The following is a 16,010-nucleotide window of genomic DNA, read 5'->3' as shown; positions in this document are numbered from 1 at the left end:
CGCGTAATGGCAATATTTGAACAATCGGGGATCGCGTCAACGTATGAGCGCGGTGAATCGGTGATGCGATTCTCTTCCGAAGAACCCTCCCTCTTTTTGCTCTCCAGCGGAACCGCTGCGTTGCAGGTAGTCGACCAGGATCAAGCGAACGAACTCAACGTCACGCATCTGGCGCCGGGGGACGTTTTCGGGAGCATCAGCCAAGACAGAAGCGCGAATAACCAGATCGACATGTATGTGCTGGCAAAAACGCAGTGCGTCGTCATCAGATTGACCGCCCAACAACTAGCGGAGAAATGCGCCAACGATCCCGCCGGAATTTTTGCAGTTTACGGGGAGCATTCGCGGACAAGCTTGAGATCTCTACGCAAGGTGGGCCAGCTTGCATTCTTTGACGTGCGCGGAAGAGTATCGAGCGCCCTGGTCGAGCTCTGTGGGTTGCCGGGTGCTACTACTCACCCCGACGGATACATGCTGACAAATACTCGTGTCGAGATCGCCGCGATGGTCGGCTGCACGAGGGAGATGGTTGGTCGTGTATTGAAACAGCTCTCAGGGGCAGGCTTGATCTCCATCCACGGACGTAAAACCCTGGTACACGTGGCTGTGGGCCGCTGATGCCACAGCCAGCCCCCCGCAAGAACCTGACGCCTCTCGGGTAAGGCCGGCGCATGCTGGCATCCACGCAGCAGACGCGGGAGCAGCTAAATGTCGTGTAACCTTAAGTTATCTCCCCCGAATGGAATCCTACTTTGAAGCAGATTCAGCGTGTGCTTGCCCAAGGCAACTTTGATGGATTGTGCCTAATCTATTCGCTATTCAACGCCTACAAAGCGCTCACGCAGCCGAAGGCACCAGCTGCAAAATTCACCAAAGATCACGATGACAAGTGGAAGGTGGTAATCGGCAACACCCCCTCGCTCCATAACTTTGTACTAGGGACAGGGAGCGATTTTGGGCTACGCACTGATGCGATGGACGCCGCGGTCAAGCGGGCCTTCATCGCGTCGAGTATCGCCGTGATGACTGAGGAAGCACCGGGAGACTCACCTGTCGTCGCTGCCGTCGATATTCCTTCCCTTGCGACTATGGACTTCAGCAATAGCGTGGCTGTTCTTTGCGTGAAGAGAGCCGCTAAATTTGAGTTCGGCGGGATGGGCGAGCATTGGATTGCTATCGTGGGAAGGGATGACGCGCAGGGTAAATACCTTGTAGCGTGCTCGAACACCCTAATTCACCACGGGTTCACTGAACGGGCGGATGAACGCACCGGGCGGTATTTCAACACCACAATTGACGTTGCTGGCATCACGACCCGTACCGTCTACCCTAACAACATCAACCAGATCCAGATTTCAAGTAATTGAAGAGCGAGCCCTGGGTAGGGCTCGCACTGCTTTCAGTCGTGGACCTGCTAATGACAGTTTCCCGCCTTGCGATAGCTTTGGGAGATCGCGTCGGCTTCACTGGAAAAAACCACAAGGTTCTTCGGCGAGATCTTGTCATAAGAGGGGCAGCCGCTGGCCAGGTGGTAAATCAGCGAATTACGGTTCCCGTGTACAGACCGGGCTTGGGGAACGGAGGCCTGTCCACCGACGGCATGTGTCACCTCGCGGGTGAACACTGAGTCATTTGCCGCTACGGCATTCGGCACTTGGCGACCCTTCTGAGTCGGACCTTGCGGGTAGACCATTTGCACAGCCGCCGGCAGTTGTGCTTTACCCATCTGGAAGAAGATTGGTGCGTGATCAGATACGTGCTGTCGAGCTTTGACGTGGTCCCAGCCGAGCATCGCAGGGAAATTCACGATCCCCACCCCTGAGATTAGAGCGCGTGCCCTAACGTTAACAAAAACGTTGTCGTACAGGTTGGCGAACTTTTTGTCGGTCGTTGATAGCGTGCTCGCACCATCGGTTACCAGTGGTATCGCGTGGCTTCGCAGGCTTTCAAAAGCCGGATCGTCCGGCCGCATGTTGAAATCACCCATCAATATGATTGGTTGGCCCGGGTAGATCTGCTCAAGCCAGGTCCAGAAATTACCTAACTCTTGCAGCTCCGGGATTCGGACGGCGGGACTCGCGCCGTACACGATATGGACTGTCGCGAGCGAAAAGATGCCCCCGTCCAGCTTCGATTTAAACGTGGCGCTGAATGGCTCGCGAATAAAGATGTTGGACCGGTCCAGGTAGGAGACGGCCCCATCCAGGTACTCCACAGCAGAGTCCCGATAAACGAAGCTGTACATCTCCTTGTAGCTGCGACTGCCTACTGGGCTAGATGAGAGCACACTCCACTTTTCCCCCGTTCGCTTCTCAAGAGCAGCTTGCAGCGATTCCACACCTTCGGAATTCATCACCTCTTGGAGCGCGAAAATGTCCAGGTTGGCGGCGATCGCAGCCATGGCTTCGTAACTCTTTTGCTCACCATTGCCCAAACGCATCGCGTTCCAGGTACCGACGCGAGCTTGCGCAGCGACGGACACACCTGAGACGACTGTGCCCATTACCATGAGGACAGACAGCAATAAAGATCTAATCAAATCTACAGCTCCAGAAAAAGTTGAATCGTTGGGCCCGCAGGCGAATCTTAGCGGGGAAGTGCTGGGCACCATATCCGATAGCTAATGCCTTCCATAATCAAAACTCAGCGGGCTTCTGCCCTACCCACCCAATCGCGGTCCCCACCGAAAAATAAGCCCCTGCTTTCACTGGTGCCGCTTGTAGATTCCAGTGTTCACGGTAACCTGATATCGAATGCAGGGCAGATCAGCGGCCAGTCGCGGAGTTGACTAGCAAGGTTAACTGCATGCCTTCGCTAACAGACCTAACCCATTTCGTTGTTAAGGCTTACATGTCTTTAGAAACTACAGATACCAACGTTGAGCACCAAGTGCTTAAGATTATTGATCCTTCGGGAATCGATCACATTGTTCTGATCACGACGACGAAGCGGCTGAGCCAATTTCAAGTGCAGGGGGAACTGCATAAATCTGCCGAAATCGATGTCGTGGCTGTTTATATCAGTGGGCCGATTCAACTTGGCCAGCTGACCCATGGACACGTTAGCCGCATGGGTGGCACCGTCGACACAGTAAACAAAAGTGCCAGAATTACGAACAAGAGCGTCATGGTCGCCTACAGGATGCAAGGGTACGGGGTTGGGACCTTCATGCAAGATGTCATAGTCCGCTGGGTTAAGGGGTTCGACCCCCAGTTGCCTGTCGAAACCATCAAAGTTGCTGAAGTTGATGCCACGCCTACTAACCAGCTGAGACGCAACAAATACTACGCAAATTTTGGCGTTCGGTTTTCTACCAACCCATTGAATAGCGGTGTTGTGGCCGGGTTGTCGATGCCAATGAAAGTATCCGACTTGAAGTCCCATGATGGCTGGAAAAAGAAAATTACCGTTCAATCCATTGATAAAACTATGAATGGCCAGGACGCTGCCGCTCGCGCATTAGAGGAGCAGATCGAGAAATTGGAGCGAGTGGTTCAAACTAAGGCCCATACTATAGAAGCTTATGAGAAATCGCATTCCCGTCTTTGGAGATTGTGGTTAGGCAGCATTATTGCTTTAGCGCTAGGACTCTGGTGGAAGTGATAATGATTTGCCCTTTGGCCGATTGCCTCCTGTCCTAGGGTGAATACGCGGGAGTTGTTTGCCCGCATTGATTAAGGCGTACAATTTCGCGACTTTACTGCTCTGAAACCTTATTCGGAATCTGCTGAGTTCAGGCGCCTCTGTCTGTCCTCAGGATTGTACTTAGGGCCTTAGTGTAGGCAAACAGGGTGACGGCGGCGTCAGTGCCGGCAACCCATAGGCCCACTCCATACGCGCAACCTCCACTCATGGTGTTGTGCCAAAGACCTTCCTTCCCGACCACCGCCCTGGTTTACCGCACGTTTGGGTCTAGGAAGGCCCCCTGGGACGCACCGTGGCGGGTTTGATGGTCAAACTCTTTGTCATACGCAGATATGCGCTCGATCAGAGCTTTAGTGGCACTCTCCGCGATTACCTTGGCCCGTGAGCAAGGAACATCAGTGTGCCTCCCGTTAATCTTGGCCAGCAGGGATGTCGCCGCAAGATACGCGTTCTGGGTATGGTGCCGTTCATGGGCATCCAGGCTAAACACAAATCGTTGCCACTCCCGCCGCACTCTTTCGCTGATCAAGTCATTCGTGAGCTTGGGGAGGTGGACGCGCAGCTTGAGGAACACATCCCCATTGTCAATGAGGCAGCCTTGTGGGGTCGGAATCAAGCTGTAGGTAGCGGACAGGCTCCATATCGTCACCCCGGCGTAATAAGTGTCACCGCTCCGACTAGGCGTGTTCCGGGCGATCGATCGCTGAATCTCGGCAATCGACTCGCCGGACACTGGATATGTCTCTATTTTCGAGTCCACGATTGGGGCTGTGGCACCGAGCACGGGGACAGCGCCACAAGTCAGAAGGCAACCGAATACCAGTGCACGGCAAACCCAGGCCCTTGGGTCTGTCTGGCTACTTGGGCACATTAGCCGCCAGTCGTCGATCCAGCTTCGTCAGGCAGGCACTGATCTCTTTAAGCTCCCGTTTGATCAACGACCGCTTACCTATGCTTTGGGCCAGCATGTACTGCGCCACTTCAGCCGCCAGCTTTGCAGCCTCAGTATGGCCATACGTCCAAGCCTGGCGAAAGTACTCCAGCGCCGGTTGGAGATGCCCTCCTCTCGCTGAGAGTTCGCCCAACTCATAGTTCGCCTCTGCTTCCTTGGCCCTTGCGGCACTCTCCAGCAGCTGTACCCCTTCCTGAGTGCGTCCAGTGCTGTACAGCAGCTTACCAAGGTCGGTCATTGCTACCGGGTAGCCGAATCCCGCCGCGGTGCGAAGATGACGTTCAGCAGCACTCTCGTCGTCGCGCTCAATTGCCTCGTACGCAAGACTGTAAGAGCTAAGCGGATGGCGATCGCCAACGGCGGCATACAGCGCACTGGCCTTTTCATTACTGCCTTCTCCTTTGGAGGCCTCATAGCAGCGAGCAAGCGCAATCCCAGCCGGAAGAACACCTGCGGCCAGTCCCTCTTCTAGGACCTGAATAGCCTCCTTGCGCCTCGCATCCTCCTTCGGTAGATCGGATTGGAATGCCAGTTTGAGGCCGCTGGCCCAGAGCAGAAGGTCGTTCTTACCCACTGGCATAGTCTTGAGCTCATCCGCCCAAAGGTGCCCGATGAGGCGTAGCTCATTAGAGTCTTCATCTTGGCGGAACAGGTGCCCGGTCTGTGGATCGACCGCCATGTTCCCAAGCAAGCCCAACGGAATGATCCGATTGAACGCGACGCCGTTGATGCGCTGTCCAAGGCTCCAGGAGCTGTGTATCGCCCCTTCTGCACACACCAGCCTCATCGCGGTCCGGACCACTGAAATGTGCTTGGCCTCAAGGAAAGGAGTGCTTTGATTAAGTCGGCCCAAGATCGCTGCCCAACCGCCTTCTACGCCAACGCCTGCAGTCGATATCCCATAGCGATTAATAGCCGGCGAACCGCGCTGGACGGCCCCGCCGAATGGCACGATCTGCATGCCATCATCATGAAGAAGGTAGTTCTGAGCGTGCACATCGACTTCGTTGAACGAACCCGAATAAGTCGGGACTGAGTGGGTCTTGGCCAATGCTAGAGCGGTTACTTTGTTTTCTGACTCGATTGGGTCGCTGGACTCATTGGCGGGATGAAGCCAGATTGCGAGATCCACCATTTCTCCCCTCCCCTCCCTGGCATCCTCATGACACAGAACGCGGCAGGACTTTAGCTCGAGGGTCTTGGCCAAGTGGGAGAAATCCGATTTCACATCTTCGTCGGCCGTCAGGAAAATCTCAACAGAACCTGGTGCTCCAAGCAGCTCACCAGCAAGGCTGGCCCAGGCAGACTTATCAAACCTGATGAGAGGATCTGAACCAATCAGGAGCACTCGCACAGGGCGCCCGGGGACAGACAGGTTGGCCATGCTTACGATACTGGCCACTAGCGCCGCAGGAGCAACCATCGAAGCTGCGCTGTCCAGCTGCAACTTGACTGTGGTCTCAGCTTGTCGAGCTTTCAACTCTACCTTCACGAACTGTATCCATGCCTCGGTTAGAGCGCCTAGATTCTTCGCGGATTTAAACGCTGTTGCCAGTGACAAGATTCCGCCCCCCAGTTTTGGATAGTAGGACCAGTGTATCCAAGCGATACTCAAGGTCTATCCAAAAGGCCTCGTCGAAATTCAACGGGGCGTTACAGTGTTCTTTGTGGAACCAAGTGGAGTGGCGAATGGAACTTCATTACAGCGTTAGCGGCGAAGCAATCAGCCTCGTCAAAAAGCTCAAGCAAGAGCTCGATGCGCTACGCGAGATGCTCAGAGCATCAGTACATGAAGTGCGTGTCGACGCTCTCTACGGAATGAAGCTGAGGGAAAGCCGTGAGGTGCGAGTGGAGGACTCGATTGAGGTCCACAAGCTTGGCGGCGAGGAAGCTACCGAGGCCGCTATTGAGGTGCTGACCAGTATCTACCTAAAGGAAGAGCAGTCTGCCAAGGAGACTCTACGTGTTCCTGGCGCTATCGGATTACCCCCCCATGCACTCGAGAAGGTCATTCAGACCAACGCGCTACGTACCGAACTGGCCAACCTGATCGGCATCCCAGAAACGAATCGCCGGCAGGTGTGGAGGACATTTAAGGGTATCTCTCCGATACAAGCCATGCGGACGACGCATGTGCTAAGCGATCCTCAGCGCCTCTTCTTCTATTGGGACACAGGCGCTAGCGGCCATCGCCATCTTGTCGGCGATCTCATAAAAATGTGGGAAAAAGCCGTTAAGGGCGAAAGGCTGTATATGCCTAGTTATGAGGACTTCGCCGAAGGCGCGGTTGAGCACAAGCTGCTGATTGCGATCAGGGAGTTGAGCACGCTGCAGCACGATGAGCACGTTTACATTACCAGGCCCGTGACGCCGCACATTCGCTGCCGGTTCAAGAATGGTGACGCGAAGCCAAAGATCGTGGTTGCCCCGACACCCTTCGTCTATGACGTTGAGTGCCCCAAACCGGAAGTGAAGGATCTGGAGACCTACACACCACATGAGAAAAGCGATGCGGGATCCACACGAGTCAAGATAGAGCGAGAGCCATACATCGAAAGTATGAAAGTGTTCAAGTACCTGAAGAAAGGCGATCGTGAGGGAAGGAAGTGATCCGATGCTCAAACGCCAATGCGCCCTCTAAAGAATAAGGCAGAACCTAGCAATGCAAAGTCATGAAAATAGCAGCACCCTGCACCTGGCAAGCCTCACGCGTGATCTCCAATCCCGCGACGAACGCTGCCGCGCAAATGCCTACCGGGACATGCTGAACCTTGCTGAACAAGGAGATGGCAAAGCGATGTTTCAGGTCGCTCGCTGCCTGAATCAAGGTATCGGCGTTGATGCTGATTCGACACGCGCCGACCATTGGCTGCGTCTGGCATGCGTCGCGAAGCCAGCGTCCACTGATGCACTGTTTACGTATGGTATGTCGCACGTCATGAAACAGCGCGCCGGGGCCGATACGTCCAAGGGCATTCAATACATCGAGCGCGCGGCGTCCGCTGGCTACGTAAAAGCCACTCTAGAGTTGGTCAAGCTGGTCGAACATGGCCACACGGATATCAAGCCTGACCTGCGTCGTGCATATCGGCTTCTCGCAAACTCGATCAGCAGTCACTCGGATGTAGCGCTCTACGCCGCATACGCTAGTTTCGTAGAGCGTCACCAGCCTATCACCAACCTTCTGGATTCATGAGCATGTACAAAGAGCAGTGGGAACGCCTTGTGGCTGAAAAGGCCCTGGGATTGACCAGGGAAGATGCGAACGTCATCGTTGCCCGCGCGTATGGGCACCGTAGCCTGGATGTAGCCTCGGACAAGCTTGTCGATCCCATCAATGGGTTGCAGATCATCAAGTCGCCCCACGAAATTAAAGCCATCCCGGACCGCAGCCTTCAGATGATGGAGTTTTTGCGGATGGCCATGAACATGGACCCATTGCCACCCAACCTGGTCGATGTGCGTAAGGGCCACCCACAAGGAACGCTGATCGCCACCATGTGGGGCTTCTCAAGCTTTGATGCCCTGACGGAGTATGCGACGCAGGACAAAATCGATCCTACATCGCCCGACCCGGCTGAGATGGCGCGCTTCACACTCCGCACCGGGTTTATGCCACCATCTCAGTACCTGCTTGGTCGCGATTACTCTGGCCACACTCTGATCATCCATAACGAGCCGACTCATACCTCGCAATGGATTGACCAAGAGATCTGCCTGAACCGTCTGGAGGATCTCCAAGTTGCTGTAGTTCGAACGGCCAAAGATGGAGACGACTACATCAACCGATATAGCCGCGGGCATGACGTTTTCCGAAAACCCCTGTCGGAAGATCACAGCTCCTATCTCCTGGGCGCGCGCCGCACGAATCCAAGCCACCACCTAGCAGTCTCGATCATTCCAGAGTCCCTCTACACGCTCGAGCAGCTGGTCGCCGCTCACTATTCGGCATTGATTGAGGGATCAACCCGCGGTAGGACCTTGATCATTGACCGTGTGGCAGTTGCCCGGGACGATGAAAGCATCTCGGCCGGGCTCAAGCTGGCGAGCGAAGCGGGCATCAACGTGACGCTAGTCATTGCTCATCCCGACGGCGCCCTTTGGAATAAATTCGCATCGCGTCTGGTGTTTGGTTTCGACCGCACTACCCCGCCATCCAACAATCCGCAAATGAATCTGACCCTCCAGAAGGCCAACGCGTTTGTTGGACTCAAGAATCACAACCTGCAGTTCGCCTACAATTCTGAGGCGACAGGAACGATTTTCAGCGTCGTCCAGCTGGTTCCTGAAACCCAACCCCAAGGTGCCACGATTCTTCGCCGGATCTTTGGCAAACCAGTGATGGGATAATTTCGAACAATTGACAACCACGCGTGCGAAATTAGTTACCAATTGACGCAAGGTAAGGGCGTGCCGGGAGTGGACATGCCCTAACAATAACCAAGAATTGACTCCGGCCTTTGGCACTTATGAGTTAATCCTTTTTAGTACCTTCCTACCCCAAAAAGCGCGGACGTCGGCGTTCAAACGCCGCAGTCATTGGCGCCTGACCGGGACAGATCGGATTTTGTTGATAATTGACAGGAACCATTCAGCTTCCGTCTGGTCAAATCGATCATAAGCGCATGACTCAAGCGCCATCTACCAAGTGTGAAGCTGTTCTCATTCATAGAGGATATCAGCCTATAACACCCTATTTCGTTGGTCCTCGTCTTCCCAAGGCGCCGTGGATAATACAGAATATGTCCATCGGGCTCACGCCCTGAGGATTGAGATAATCCGAAACCGCTTTTTGAGGAAAGCATAGGCTTTAGAACTCCTAACTCCTAAGTCACCCCCTTCTACATCCAACGCCTATGGGTGCCGCTGTTTTTCCTCGACCTACAAGAGGCCCGTCCATGCAAATGGTCGGGCCTTTTTACTTCTAGGGCTGTAGTTGGATCATTGACAGCCGAGCACTCAGCGCGCCTCCTGGAACGTCATGGACAGACTATGCAGAAATGCGTACTCAGGAGATTGCGGGAGTTGTTCGGTGAGCGAGATCCCGAGTTGGAATTTACCTGTTCGATGGTCAATACCGCAGTTGACGACCTTTCCTCCGAATTGAAGCTCCTTTCCATTCCTCTGGGTAAACCTCAACTCGATTGGGTCCCCAATGCCCTTCTTCTTTGCGGTGAGGACCAGCGCGCCCGCGATCGACAGATCTCTCACTCTGCAGTCGGCCCAACCCAAAAGCCCACCAAGCAGGCCCTTCCCCTTGATTTTTTGAGAAGGCAAAGCCTCTTCAGGGATAACGAACCGTGTGTGTCGACGACTGGACGCATTCATCTGTACTTCCATAACTAATTTGAGGATCTGTCCTGACGATATCTGCGACGCAGAATTCCGAGACCACGCTTTGGCTGGATTCCACCAGGTAACAGAATACTATCGTGCGTGTTAATGGCCTGCTAACCAAAACACGCTCCTGGAATCTCTACCTGATGCTCCTAGGACCTAACTGTTACCCGTGTAGAAACCCCAAGCCGCGCCGGTCGTATTAGGACAACAAGCAGTACACAGATCCAATGTGAGGTTTTGGCAGGGGATTCCGCACAAGGTATTCTCCCCACCAACGAGCGCTCGCGAGGGAGCCGCTCCTGCTGGCTCGAATGCTCTCCAGCAGGCCTGGGCCTGATGTCTGTCCCCACCCACGAAAACGACGATGCGGTAATCACACTGGAGGATATGCGTGACTCAATACAAACTCTGGAAGCAGAAGCTCATCAGTGACGCTGTTATCGCTCACCAGCAAACCCTTTCAGCCGTCAACGGTCTTAGCGATCCCGGCTTACTCGATCTTTACGACCGGGTGCTTGGCGTTCTCATGGGGCCGCACACTATCCGGCTGCGTCAAAACCCGGGGATCTTTGAGGCCCTGCGCCTTAGAAAGGCACAGCGATCTTTCGCCTCTGCAGTGCGTCATCACGAAAAATCTCTGCAGTGGGCGAAAAATATCGCCAAAGAGGTCTGAAAAGGGGCAGTACCTCCACACTATTAAGGCAAGTGATTCCCTTAAGGGCCTTGTCCTATGTACAGCGAAGCAAAGTCTGCCAAAGCTTGGGATCTTGCCGATCCCAAGACAATGCGTTCGAACTTTTCCTCCGAAAGCTTCTACATCGTAATCGACGGCTTGGAGTACCTGGTCGTCCAGCAGACGGCCGCCACAATCAAAAAGGTACTCAGCCGCTGGGAAGGCGTTAAGGTCAGAGGGCCGCTGGCTCTCCCTACCGTGCGCCGCCACGTCATCTTGCGCGAAGCCCAAACGAACGGCCGGCGCGGCCTGTATTGCGCCAACGCCAAACGAGTGCGGAATGTGCTCCTGGTTGTCTCCCCCACAGCTGAATCCGTAATGTCGCTGATCGCTTTACCGCTGCCCGCGACAGTCAACGTAAAGATGGAGTCGTACATGAGCCAGTACGACTTGAAGGAAGCCAACTGATGGCTAACGGTATGCACACCAGATGAAACATTCCAATATCTCGGTTTTCGAAACGCCTGAGCCGGCCTGGTTCAGCACAGTCCCACAAAAAGGCAATTGGGCCAGCTGGCTCATCACCGGTTCCCACTACGGGAAACGCGTCGCTCTCGAACCCAAGTCGGTTTTGAACATTGAGCTTGGCGGCTTCTACATTGTTCTGAAGGGATGCGTGGTGGCCACCGCGTTATCTCCAGAGGGCCAGGGTAAGGCCGTATTCATCGACGTACTTCGTAACGGAGACATGATCTGGCCATTAAAGAAAAAACAGGTCCGCTTCGGCTATGAGGTCCGTACCAAGACATACCTCCTATCGGTGTCTAAGACCAAATACGAAGAGTTCATGAAGGCGAACAGTTATAGCGAAACGGTTTTGATGGCCGCCGAGTTGAATCTGATGACTAAGCACTCTCAAGCCGCCCAGTACCTATTTGCTACAGACCTCGAGCGCGTTAAGCGCATCATCGCGATGCTGGCTAGCCACCCCGACGCCTCGCCCACGGATCGGGGTATTGAGGTGCAAGCAACTAAGCAGGAGATTCGGACGCTGGCAGGGGTTGAGCGTCGCGCCGGCGTCCAGATTTTCAAGACCTTACAGGATGAGGGTGTGCTCAGATTCAGCGGCTACAAAACCTTCTACTACCAGTTCGCGGAGTAGCGCCCTCATGAGCCGTGGTTCAAACGTTGCTGTCAGCAAAATCGCCGCCTATGCGGAAGATCCTACCAAATTCGTTGGCGCCGCCGGGGGGGCCTATAACCCTCGGTTAGCCCGAATGGGCACTGCCGCCCACAACCGCATTGGTGCGGGACCAAACACCGCAATGTTTGTCGTCGCTGTAATCGCGATAATCGCCGCCCTCCTCTACTTCAATGTGATCTCCCTGACATGATCACCATATTTGCAATCCTAGCGATCGCAGCTTTGCTCTACCTGGTCCTCAAAGCGAAGGCGCCAAACGACATCTACCGTCAGTTCGCGCTGCCGGCATCACAATGGAAAATCGTAAGTTCCGACTTGGGGAAAGGACATCCGCGCAAGCGCCTGGGAGCATTTGGGGTAGGCGGCGAACCGGATGCGATCTTCCGCAATGCCAGATCCGCGCAGATCGCCGTCGGGGAATTTAAGAATCGGAGCTACAAAGGGTATGTGCGCCGGAGGGAGTATTACCAGATCCTGTTGTACATCGGGTTAGCCCGGGAGACCTACAACTCGACTAACGTGGTGGGGCTGCTGAGCTTCCGAGACGAATGCATCCAGGTGCCGTTTGATGAGGGCGTGTTCCGCGCTCTGATTGCGCTCCGATCTGAGGTTCCGATCTCACTGAAGAACAAGCGGCCAATTGACCCTCGCCCCTTGCACAAACGGGTAACAGTGGCGCCAGGGAACCGAAAAATTCGGTTCCCTACGTAGAGCCCTAGACTACTTCGGCAAGCCGTTTGAAGGCTGGAAAGAAGAGTACCTTTTTAACTGGCAGTGTGACTCCAGCGTCGATTACGGCCTGCTCGTACTCCTCCATCTTGGCCCTGTATCGCTCGATTTCTCGGGCGACAAACGCATCCTCCGACATCCCCTCTGGACATTCCGGCGATTTGTAATCTGCGAGCCAGTACACGTTGTCCTCGACAAACGAACAGTCCAAGAAGCGGTGAATCCAACGGCCGTTTCGGTAGGCGCTTACCTGAACCTCGTGCCCACTGCCTGGGCGCTTCTTCAGAATCCACCGACCAGCTTCGCTTTCAACGGTATTCACCAGAAGCGATACGACAGTGGCCACTGCGGCAGGCACCTCAGCTGCAGGGTAGCCTTCACGGCGAAGCATCGACGCAATCGCCTGCGACTTGCCGCGTACACGGTGTGCATCCCACCCTTCGACGCCTTGCTTGCCGATCTGCTCTGCAAACCAGTGATAAACGACGCCACGGGTTTTAGCTCGGTAGTCGCTGCCCTCCTCCTCCCGCAACTCATCGCTCAACTCGTTCTCGGTCGGAACCTGATCGTTGGTGGCCGCGGGAACGAAAACCGATTTTGGCAACTGAACGGTGAAACCCTGTGCCAAGCGCGCTTTCGATGGAACACCGGATGTCGTTTCAACTGCAATGGGGTACGCCGGTACAACCTGATTCATCTCGTGGCCAACGGCCGACCAGAGGCATTCAAGCAGCGAGTTAGCGGTTGGCTTGATCTCTTTCTGTTGGGGCTCCTCGCCTTCAACCGGAGTCAACGGGAGCGCTTCAACGCACGCTAGCAAGTGGCAGTGTTCTCTTGCACGGGTGGTGCCGACGTATCCAGTGCGCCCCACCTCATCAGAGACGTCTTTACGCACCATGCGTCCCACAAACTTGAACAGCCGGCTCTCAGGGGTTTTAGGGTCGAGGTCACCCAGATTCGGCACCACCGAGAACACACCCTGCACCGAACGCCAGTAGAAAAGTGGCGATTCATCTTTGCCGCCCCCTTTGTTCAAACCTGGGAGAAGAACGACATCGAATTCGACACCTTTCGAAGCGTGGAGTGTCATCACATTTACAGCGCCGGCCTTTGGGCTGGCGTAGGCTTTGTCGATCGCCCGGAAGAATGCTTGCGGATCCACCAAATCGCCCGTCTCAGTGTGAGCGCTGAGTAATTTGAAGATTGTCTCCACATCATCCATTTGACCAGCGTTAACCGTTGCCGGACCGCCTAGCGCGATCCACGCAGATTTGACCGCCCACGCGAGCTCGCTGCCGCGGCTGGAGCGATCTACACCATCTAACACGGCCAGGAGCGACAGGACGCGCGTGCGGCCTTCTTCGGAAAGATCGGCTTGCACGGTATCGCTTTGCAGGGCCTGGCGGATGACGCCATGTCCCCGTGCAATCACCAGGCAGTCTGCCCAGCTCAGACCCACAAATGCTGCTCTTAGCAGGGCCATCCATGAGGCGCGATCACCAGCGTGCCAAAAGGCACGGATGAGCGAGATTACCTCCGAGATGGGCGCAGCCTCGCCAATCGGATCGATGTCCTTGCCGCGCACTTCAATACCGGCGTCCTTCAACCGGGGCAAGATGTGTTTCAGGTGCGACCGGCCACGCACAAGAATTGCGATAGATTTGGTTGCGTCCTCAGCCAATGCCTGCTGAATGATCTCAACGACCTTATCCGCTTCCCCCAGAGGCCCAGTCGCGATTGGATGGACCTGCATACCCCCTTCACCCTTTCGAAACGGAACCGACGGTACAAATTCGTAGGCGGAGTCCTTGAAGACGTCGGCATAGGCCGCGTTGTTCCAGGCGACAACGCCTGGCAGCGAACGGAAGTTCACCGTCAACCGCAGAATCTCCATTTCCTTGGGGCCGAAAGTCTTTGCATTGACCACCGATGTGAAGAGGTTTAGGTCAGCGCCACGGAACAGGTAGATGCTTTGGAATCCGTCCGCTACGAAAGCAATCGAGCGGTTGTCATCCTGCTCCCAGTTCTCAACCAACAACTTCATCAAATCGTATTGCGCTTGGTTAGTGTCCTGGAACTCATCCACCATGATGTGAAGGATGCGATCCTCCTCCAGCAAGGCGTCGCCCACCGATTCGCCAGCACCTAGCGCCTGGATCGCCCGCTGAGCGATTTCTGGAAAGTCCAGAGAGTTGGTCGCTTCCATCGCCAACGTCAGGTTCGCCAGCAGGTATCGCAGAATCACAGTGAAGTGCTCGACCATCTTAGCGGAACGGGCTGGGTAGGCGAGTTCTGGCAGAGTGGCGAGCATCATCAGGGCATCAGCAAACAGATCCGTATTCCCGCCCATCTTAATGTCCGACAGGATCTCGTTCATCTCGATGGTCAGCGGATGCTTCGCCGGGAAGCCGTTGCTTACGTTCACACGCGCTCGCACAGTTCCGGTCGTTGTCACCATGTACGCGGCAAAATCCCGAAGGTACTTAAGGCTCGCCTCGTCGCCGTGAAGCTGTGGCGTGCCTGCCGCCCATTCGAAGCCATCAAGAACCCCAGAGGCGCGCTCCAGACAACTCATGGCGCGTTCAAGGTCAGAGCCGAGGATTACAGAGATTGCGCCTTCAGCGGCCTCCAAGACAGTCGCACTAACAGCCTGCTGCATCCCTTCGATATCGAGCGCCATAATCCGTCCGGCCCACTGGTCCCGCTTAGCGAGAAGCGATTCGAACAGTGGCACCAACGTTTCGAATCGGTTTTTCGCGAACGATAGAACAGCCTCGAGCGCTTCGGAGAGCGCCGCCGGAATATCGTTGTCATTGACGGACTTCAAAGTTTCGAGGATCGCAAGGCGGTAAACCAAAGAGGCGTCATCGGTCGTCTTGCCGCCGCCTAAGCCAGACATGATCGGGGTTTTGCTGGCAAGCGAAGCACAGAAGCTGTCGAAGGTCATGATGCGCAGGCGGCTGGGATTAAGAAGCAGGTTCCAACCCAGTTGCACGTCTCGCTCAAGCACCAGACGTGCAAGGCGGTACTGGGGAATATCCTGGCTCTTTTCTGGCTCCACGCCGGTTGATGCCTGCTGAAGGGTGCTAATCACGCGCTCCACGATCTCGGCTGCCGCCATATTGGTGAAGGTAACAGCCAGAACCTCTTCAGGACGCTCAACGACCGTCAGGCATGAAAGCAGGCGCAACATGAGGGTCGTCGTCTTCCCTGAGCCCGCGGGAGCCAGAAGAATCAAAGAACGGCGAGGATCGATGGCCATCGCCCGAGCGGCTGCATCGTCGATTTCCAGACCACGGATACCGGCAAAGATTGGGTCAAGGTGTGGCAGCACGGGCAGTTGAACGAATGCATTCATGAATCAAACTCCTTATCAGATAGACCCAGAATAACGGCGCGCATCGGTGCCACCAGCCGTCCTGCTGTCTTTTTCCAACGGCAACAAGTTCAACGGAAACACACTGAAG

General features: G+C 55.2%; 16 protein-coding genes. 11 read left to right on the top strand and 5 right to left on the bottom strand.

Features of this window, described 5'->3' with window-relative positions; translation table 11 throughout:
• Nucleotides 1-6 precede the first annotated feature (6 nt).
• Nucleotides 7-618, top strand: a complete 612-nt coding sequence (locus L9059_RS00670) for a helix-turn-helix domain-containing protein (RefSeq protein WP_247285772.1) — start codon at nt 7-9, stop codon at nt 616-618.
• Between the two features lie 134 nt (nt 619-752).
• A complete protein-coding gene (locus tag L9059_RS00665; RefSeq protein WP_247285770.1) occupies nt 753-1,367 on the top strand; it encodes a BtrH N-terminal domain-containing protein in 615 nt (204 codons plus the stop codon).
• A 47-nt stretch (nt 1,368-1,414) separates the two neighbouring features.
• Here L9059_RS00665 and L9059_RS00660 read toward each other — a convergent pair whose 3' ends face one another.
• A complete protein-coding gene (locus tag L9059_RS00660; protein WP_428480239.1) occupies nt 1,415-2,503 on the bottom strand; it encodes an endonuclease/exonuclease/phosphatase family protein in 1,089 nt (362 codons plus the stop codon).
• Between the two features lie 302 nt (nt 2,504-2,805).
• Here L9059_RS00660 and L9059_RS00655 point away from each other — a divergent pair, with 302 nt between their 5' ends.
• On the top strand, nt 2,806-3,603 hold the full coding sequence (locus tag L9059_RS00655; protein ID WP_247285766.1) for a hypothetical protein: 798 nt from the start codon (nt 2,806-2,808) through the stop codon (nt 3,601-3,603).
• 292 nt (nt 3,604-3,895) lie between these two features.
• On the opposite strand, the gene L9059_RS30780 is transcribed toward L9059_RS00655, so the two are convergent.
• Complete coding sequence (locus L9059_RS30780; protein WP_428480236.1) at nt 3,896-4,516, bottom strand: DUF922 domain-containing protein; 621 nt, start codon at nt 4,514-4,516, stop codon at nt 3,896-3,898.
• Nucleotides 4,503-6,089, bottom strand: coding sequence for an SEL1-like repeat protein (locus L9059_RS00650; RefSeq protein WP_247285756.1), 1,587 nt, complete (start codon nt 6,087-6,089; stop codon nt 4,503-4,505). Before L9059_RS00650 ends, L9059_RS30780 begins: the two co-directional genes overlap by 14 nt.
• A gap of 197 nt (nt 6,090-6,286) precedes the next feature.
• Here L9059_RS00650 and L9059_RS00645 point away from each other — a divergent pair, with 197 nt between their 5' ends.
• From L9059_RS00645 to L9059_RS00635, 3 genes are read left to right on the top strand one after another with little or no spacing between them, the layout of a single operon-like run.
• Complete coding sequence (locus tag L9059_RS00645) at nt 6,287-7,207, top strand: DNA replication terminus site-binding protein (protein ID WP_247285753.1); 921 nt, start codon at nt 6,287-6,289, stop codon at nt 7,205-7,207.
• Nucleotides 7,208-7,259: 52 nt separating this feature from the next.
• Complete coding sequence (locus tag L9059_RS00640) at nt 7,260-7,793, top strand: tetratricopeptide repeat protein (protein WP_247285751.1); 534 nt, start codon at nt 7,260-7,262, stop codon at nt 7,791-7,793.
• 2 nt (nt 7,794-7,795) lie between these two features.
• The gene (locus L9059_RS00635) at nt 7,796-8,947 is read left to right on the top strand and encodes a hypothetical protein (protein ID WP_247285749.1); all 1,152 of its coding nucleotides are present in this window, start codon (nt 7,796-7,798) and stop codon (nt 8,945-8,947) included.
• 609 nt (nt 8,948-9,556) lie between these two features.
• On the opposite strand, the gene L9059_RS00630 is transcribed toward L9059_RS00635, so the two are convergent.
• Nucleotides 9,557-9,925, bottom strand: a complete 369-nt coding sequence (locus L9059_RS00630; protein ID WP_247285746.1) for a PilZ domain-containing protein — start codon at nt 9,923-9,925, stop codon at nt 9,557-9,559.
• A 403-nt stretch (nt 9,926-10,328) separates the two neighbouring features.
• On the opposite strand from L9059_RS00630, the gene L9059_RS00625 reads away from it, so the two are divergent.
• The 5 genes from L9059_RS00625 to L9059_RS00605 are packed head-to-tail and all read left to right on the top strand — an operon-like array spanning nt 10,329 to nt 12,525.
• Nucleotides 10,329-10,610, top strand: a complete 282-nt coding sequence (locus L9059_RS00625; RefSeq protein ID WP_247285736.1) for a hypothetical protein — start codon at nt 10,329-10,331, stop codon at nt 10,608-10,610.
• Nucleotides 10,611-10,667: 57 nt separating this feature from the next.
• On the top strand, nt 10,668-11,078 hold the full coding sequence (locus L9059_RS00620; RefSeq protein WP_247285734.1) for an uS10/mL48 family ribosomal protein: 411 nt from the start codon (nt 10,668-10,670) through the stop codon (nt 11,076-11,078).
• 22 nt (nt 11,079-11,100) lie between these two features.
• Nucleotides 11,101-11,772 (top strand): Crp/Fnr family transcriptional regulator, encoded by a 672-nt coding sequence (locus L9059_RS00615; RefSeq protein ID WP_247285732.1) that lies wholly within the window; start codon nt 11,101-11,103, stop codon nt 11,770-11,772.
• Between the two features lie 7 nt (nt 11,773-11,779).
• A complete protein-coding gene (locus tag L9059_RS00610) occupies nt 11,780-12,004 on the top strand; it encodes a hypothetical protein (protein WP_247285730.1) in 225 nt (74 codons plus the stop codon).
• On the top strand, nt 12,001-12,525 hold the full coding sequence (locus L9059_RS00605) for a hypothetical protein (protein ID WP_247285728.1): 525 nt from the start codon (nt 12,001-12,003) through the stop codon (nt 12,523-12,525). Before L9059_RS00610 ends, L9059_RS00605 begins: the two co-directional genes overlap by 4 nt.
• Nucleotides 12,526-12,529: 4 nt before the next feature.
• On the opposite strand, the gene L9059_RS00600 is transcribed toward L9059_RS00605, so the two are convergent.
• Complete coding sequence (locus tag L9059_RS00600) at nt 12,530-15,901, bottom strand: UvrD-helicase domain-containing protein (RefSeq protein ID WP_247285726.1); 3,372 nt, start codon at nt 15,899-15,901, stop codon at nt 12,530-12,532.
• Between the last annotated feature and the right edge of the window lie 109 nt (nt 15,902-16,010).

It is taken from the genome of Pseudomonas violetae (assembly GCF_023072615.1).
Classification (GTDB): Bacteria; Pseudomonadota; Gammaproteobacteria; order Pseudomonadales; family Pseudomonadaceae; genus Aquipseudomonas; species Aquipseudomonas violetae.
Note: the sequence above shows the minus strand (reverse complement) of the source record. Positions and strands in the feature narration are given on the sequence as shown.

What these genes read in the sequence shown, in the direction of transcription:
- L9059_RS00670 (WP_247285772.1), top strand. Translation starts at nt 7, where the DNA reads ATGGCAATATTTGAACAATCGGGGATCGCGTCAACGTATGAGCGCGGT.
- L9059_RS00660 (WP_428480239.1), bottom strand. Translation starts at nt 2,503, where the DNA reads ATGGGCACAGTCGTCTCAGGTGTGTCCGTCGCTGCGCAAGCTCGCGTC.
- L9059_RS00655 (WP_247285766.1), top strand. Translation starts at nt 2,806, where the DNA reads ATGCCTTCGCTAACAGACCTAACCCATTTCGTTGTTAAGGCTTACATG.
- L9059_RS30780 (WP_428480236.1), bottom strand. Translation starts at nt 4,516, where the DNA reads ATGTGCCCAAGTAGCCAGACAGACCCAAGGGCCTGGGTTTGCCGTGCA.
- L9059_RS00645 (WP_247285753.1), top strand. Translation starts at nt 6,287, where the DNA reads ATGGAACTTCATTACAGCGTTAGCGGCGAAGCAATCAGCCTCGTCAAA.
- L9059_RS00640 (WP_247285751.1), top strand. Translation starts at nt 7,260, where the DNA reads ATGCAAAGTCATGAAAATAGCAGCACCCTGCACCTGGCAAGCCTCACG.
- L9059_RS00635 (WP_247285749.1), top strand. Translation starts at nt 7,796, where the DNA reads ATGTACAAAGAGCAGTGGGAACGCCTTGTGGCTGAAAAGGCCCTGGGA.
- L9059_RS00630 (WP_247285746.1), bottom strand. Translation starts at nt 9,925, where the DNA reads ATGAATGCGTCCAGTCGTCGACACACACGGTTCGTTATCCCTGAAGAG.
- L9059_RS00620 (WP_247285734.1), top strand. Translation starts at nt 10,668, where the DNA reads ATGTACAGCGAAGCAAAGTCTGCCAAAGCTTGGGATCTTGCCGATCCC.
- L9059_RS00615 (WP_247285732.1), top strand. Translation starts at nt 11,101, where the DNA reads ATGAAACATTCCAATATCTCGGTTTTCGAAACGCCTGAGCCGGCCTGG.
- L9059_RS00610 (WP_247285730.1), top strand. Translation starts at nt 11,780, where the DNA reads ATGAGCCGTGGTTCAAACGTTGCTGTCAGCAAAATCGCCGCCTATGCG.
- L9059_RS00605 (WP_247285728.1), top strand. Translation starts at nt 12,001, where the DNA reads ATGATCACCATATTTGCAATCCTAGCGATCGCAGCTTTGCTCTACCTG.
- L9059_RS00600 (WP_247285726.1), bottom strand. Translation starts at nt 15,901, where the DNA reads ATGAATGCATTCGTTCAACTGCCCGTGCTGCCACACCTTGACCCAATC.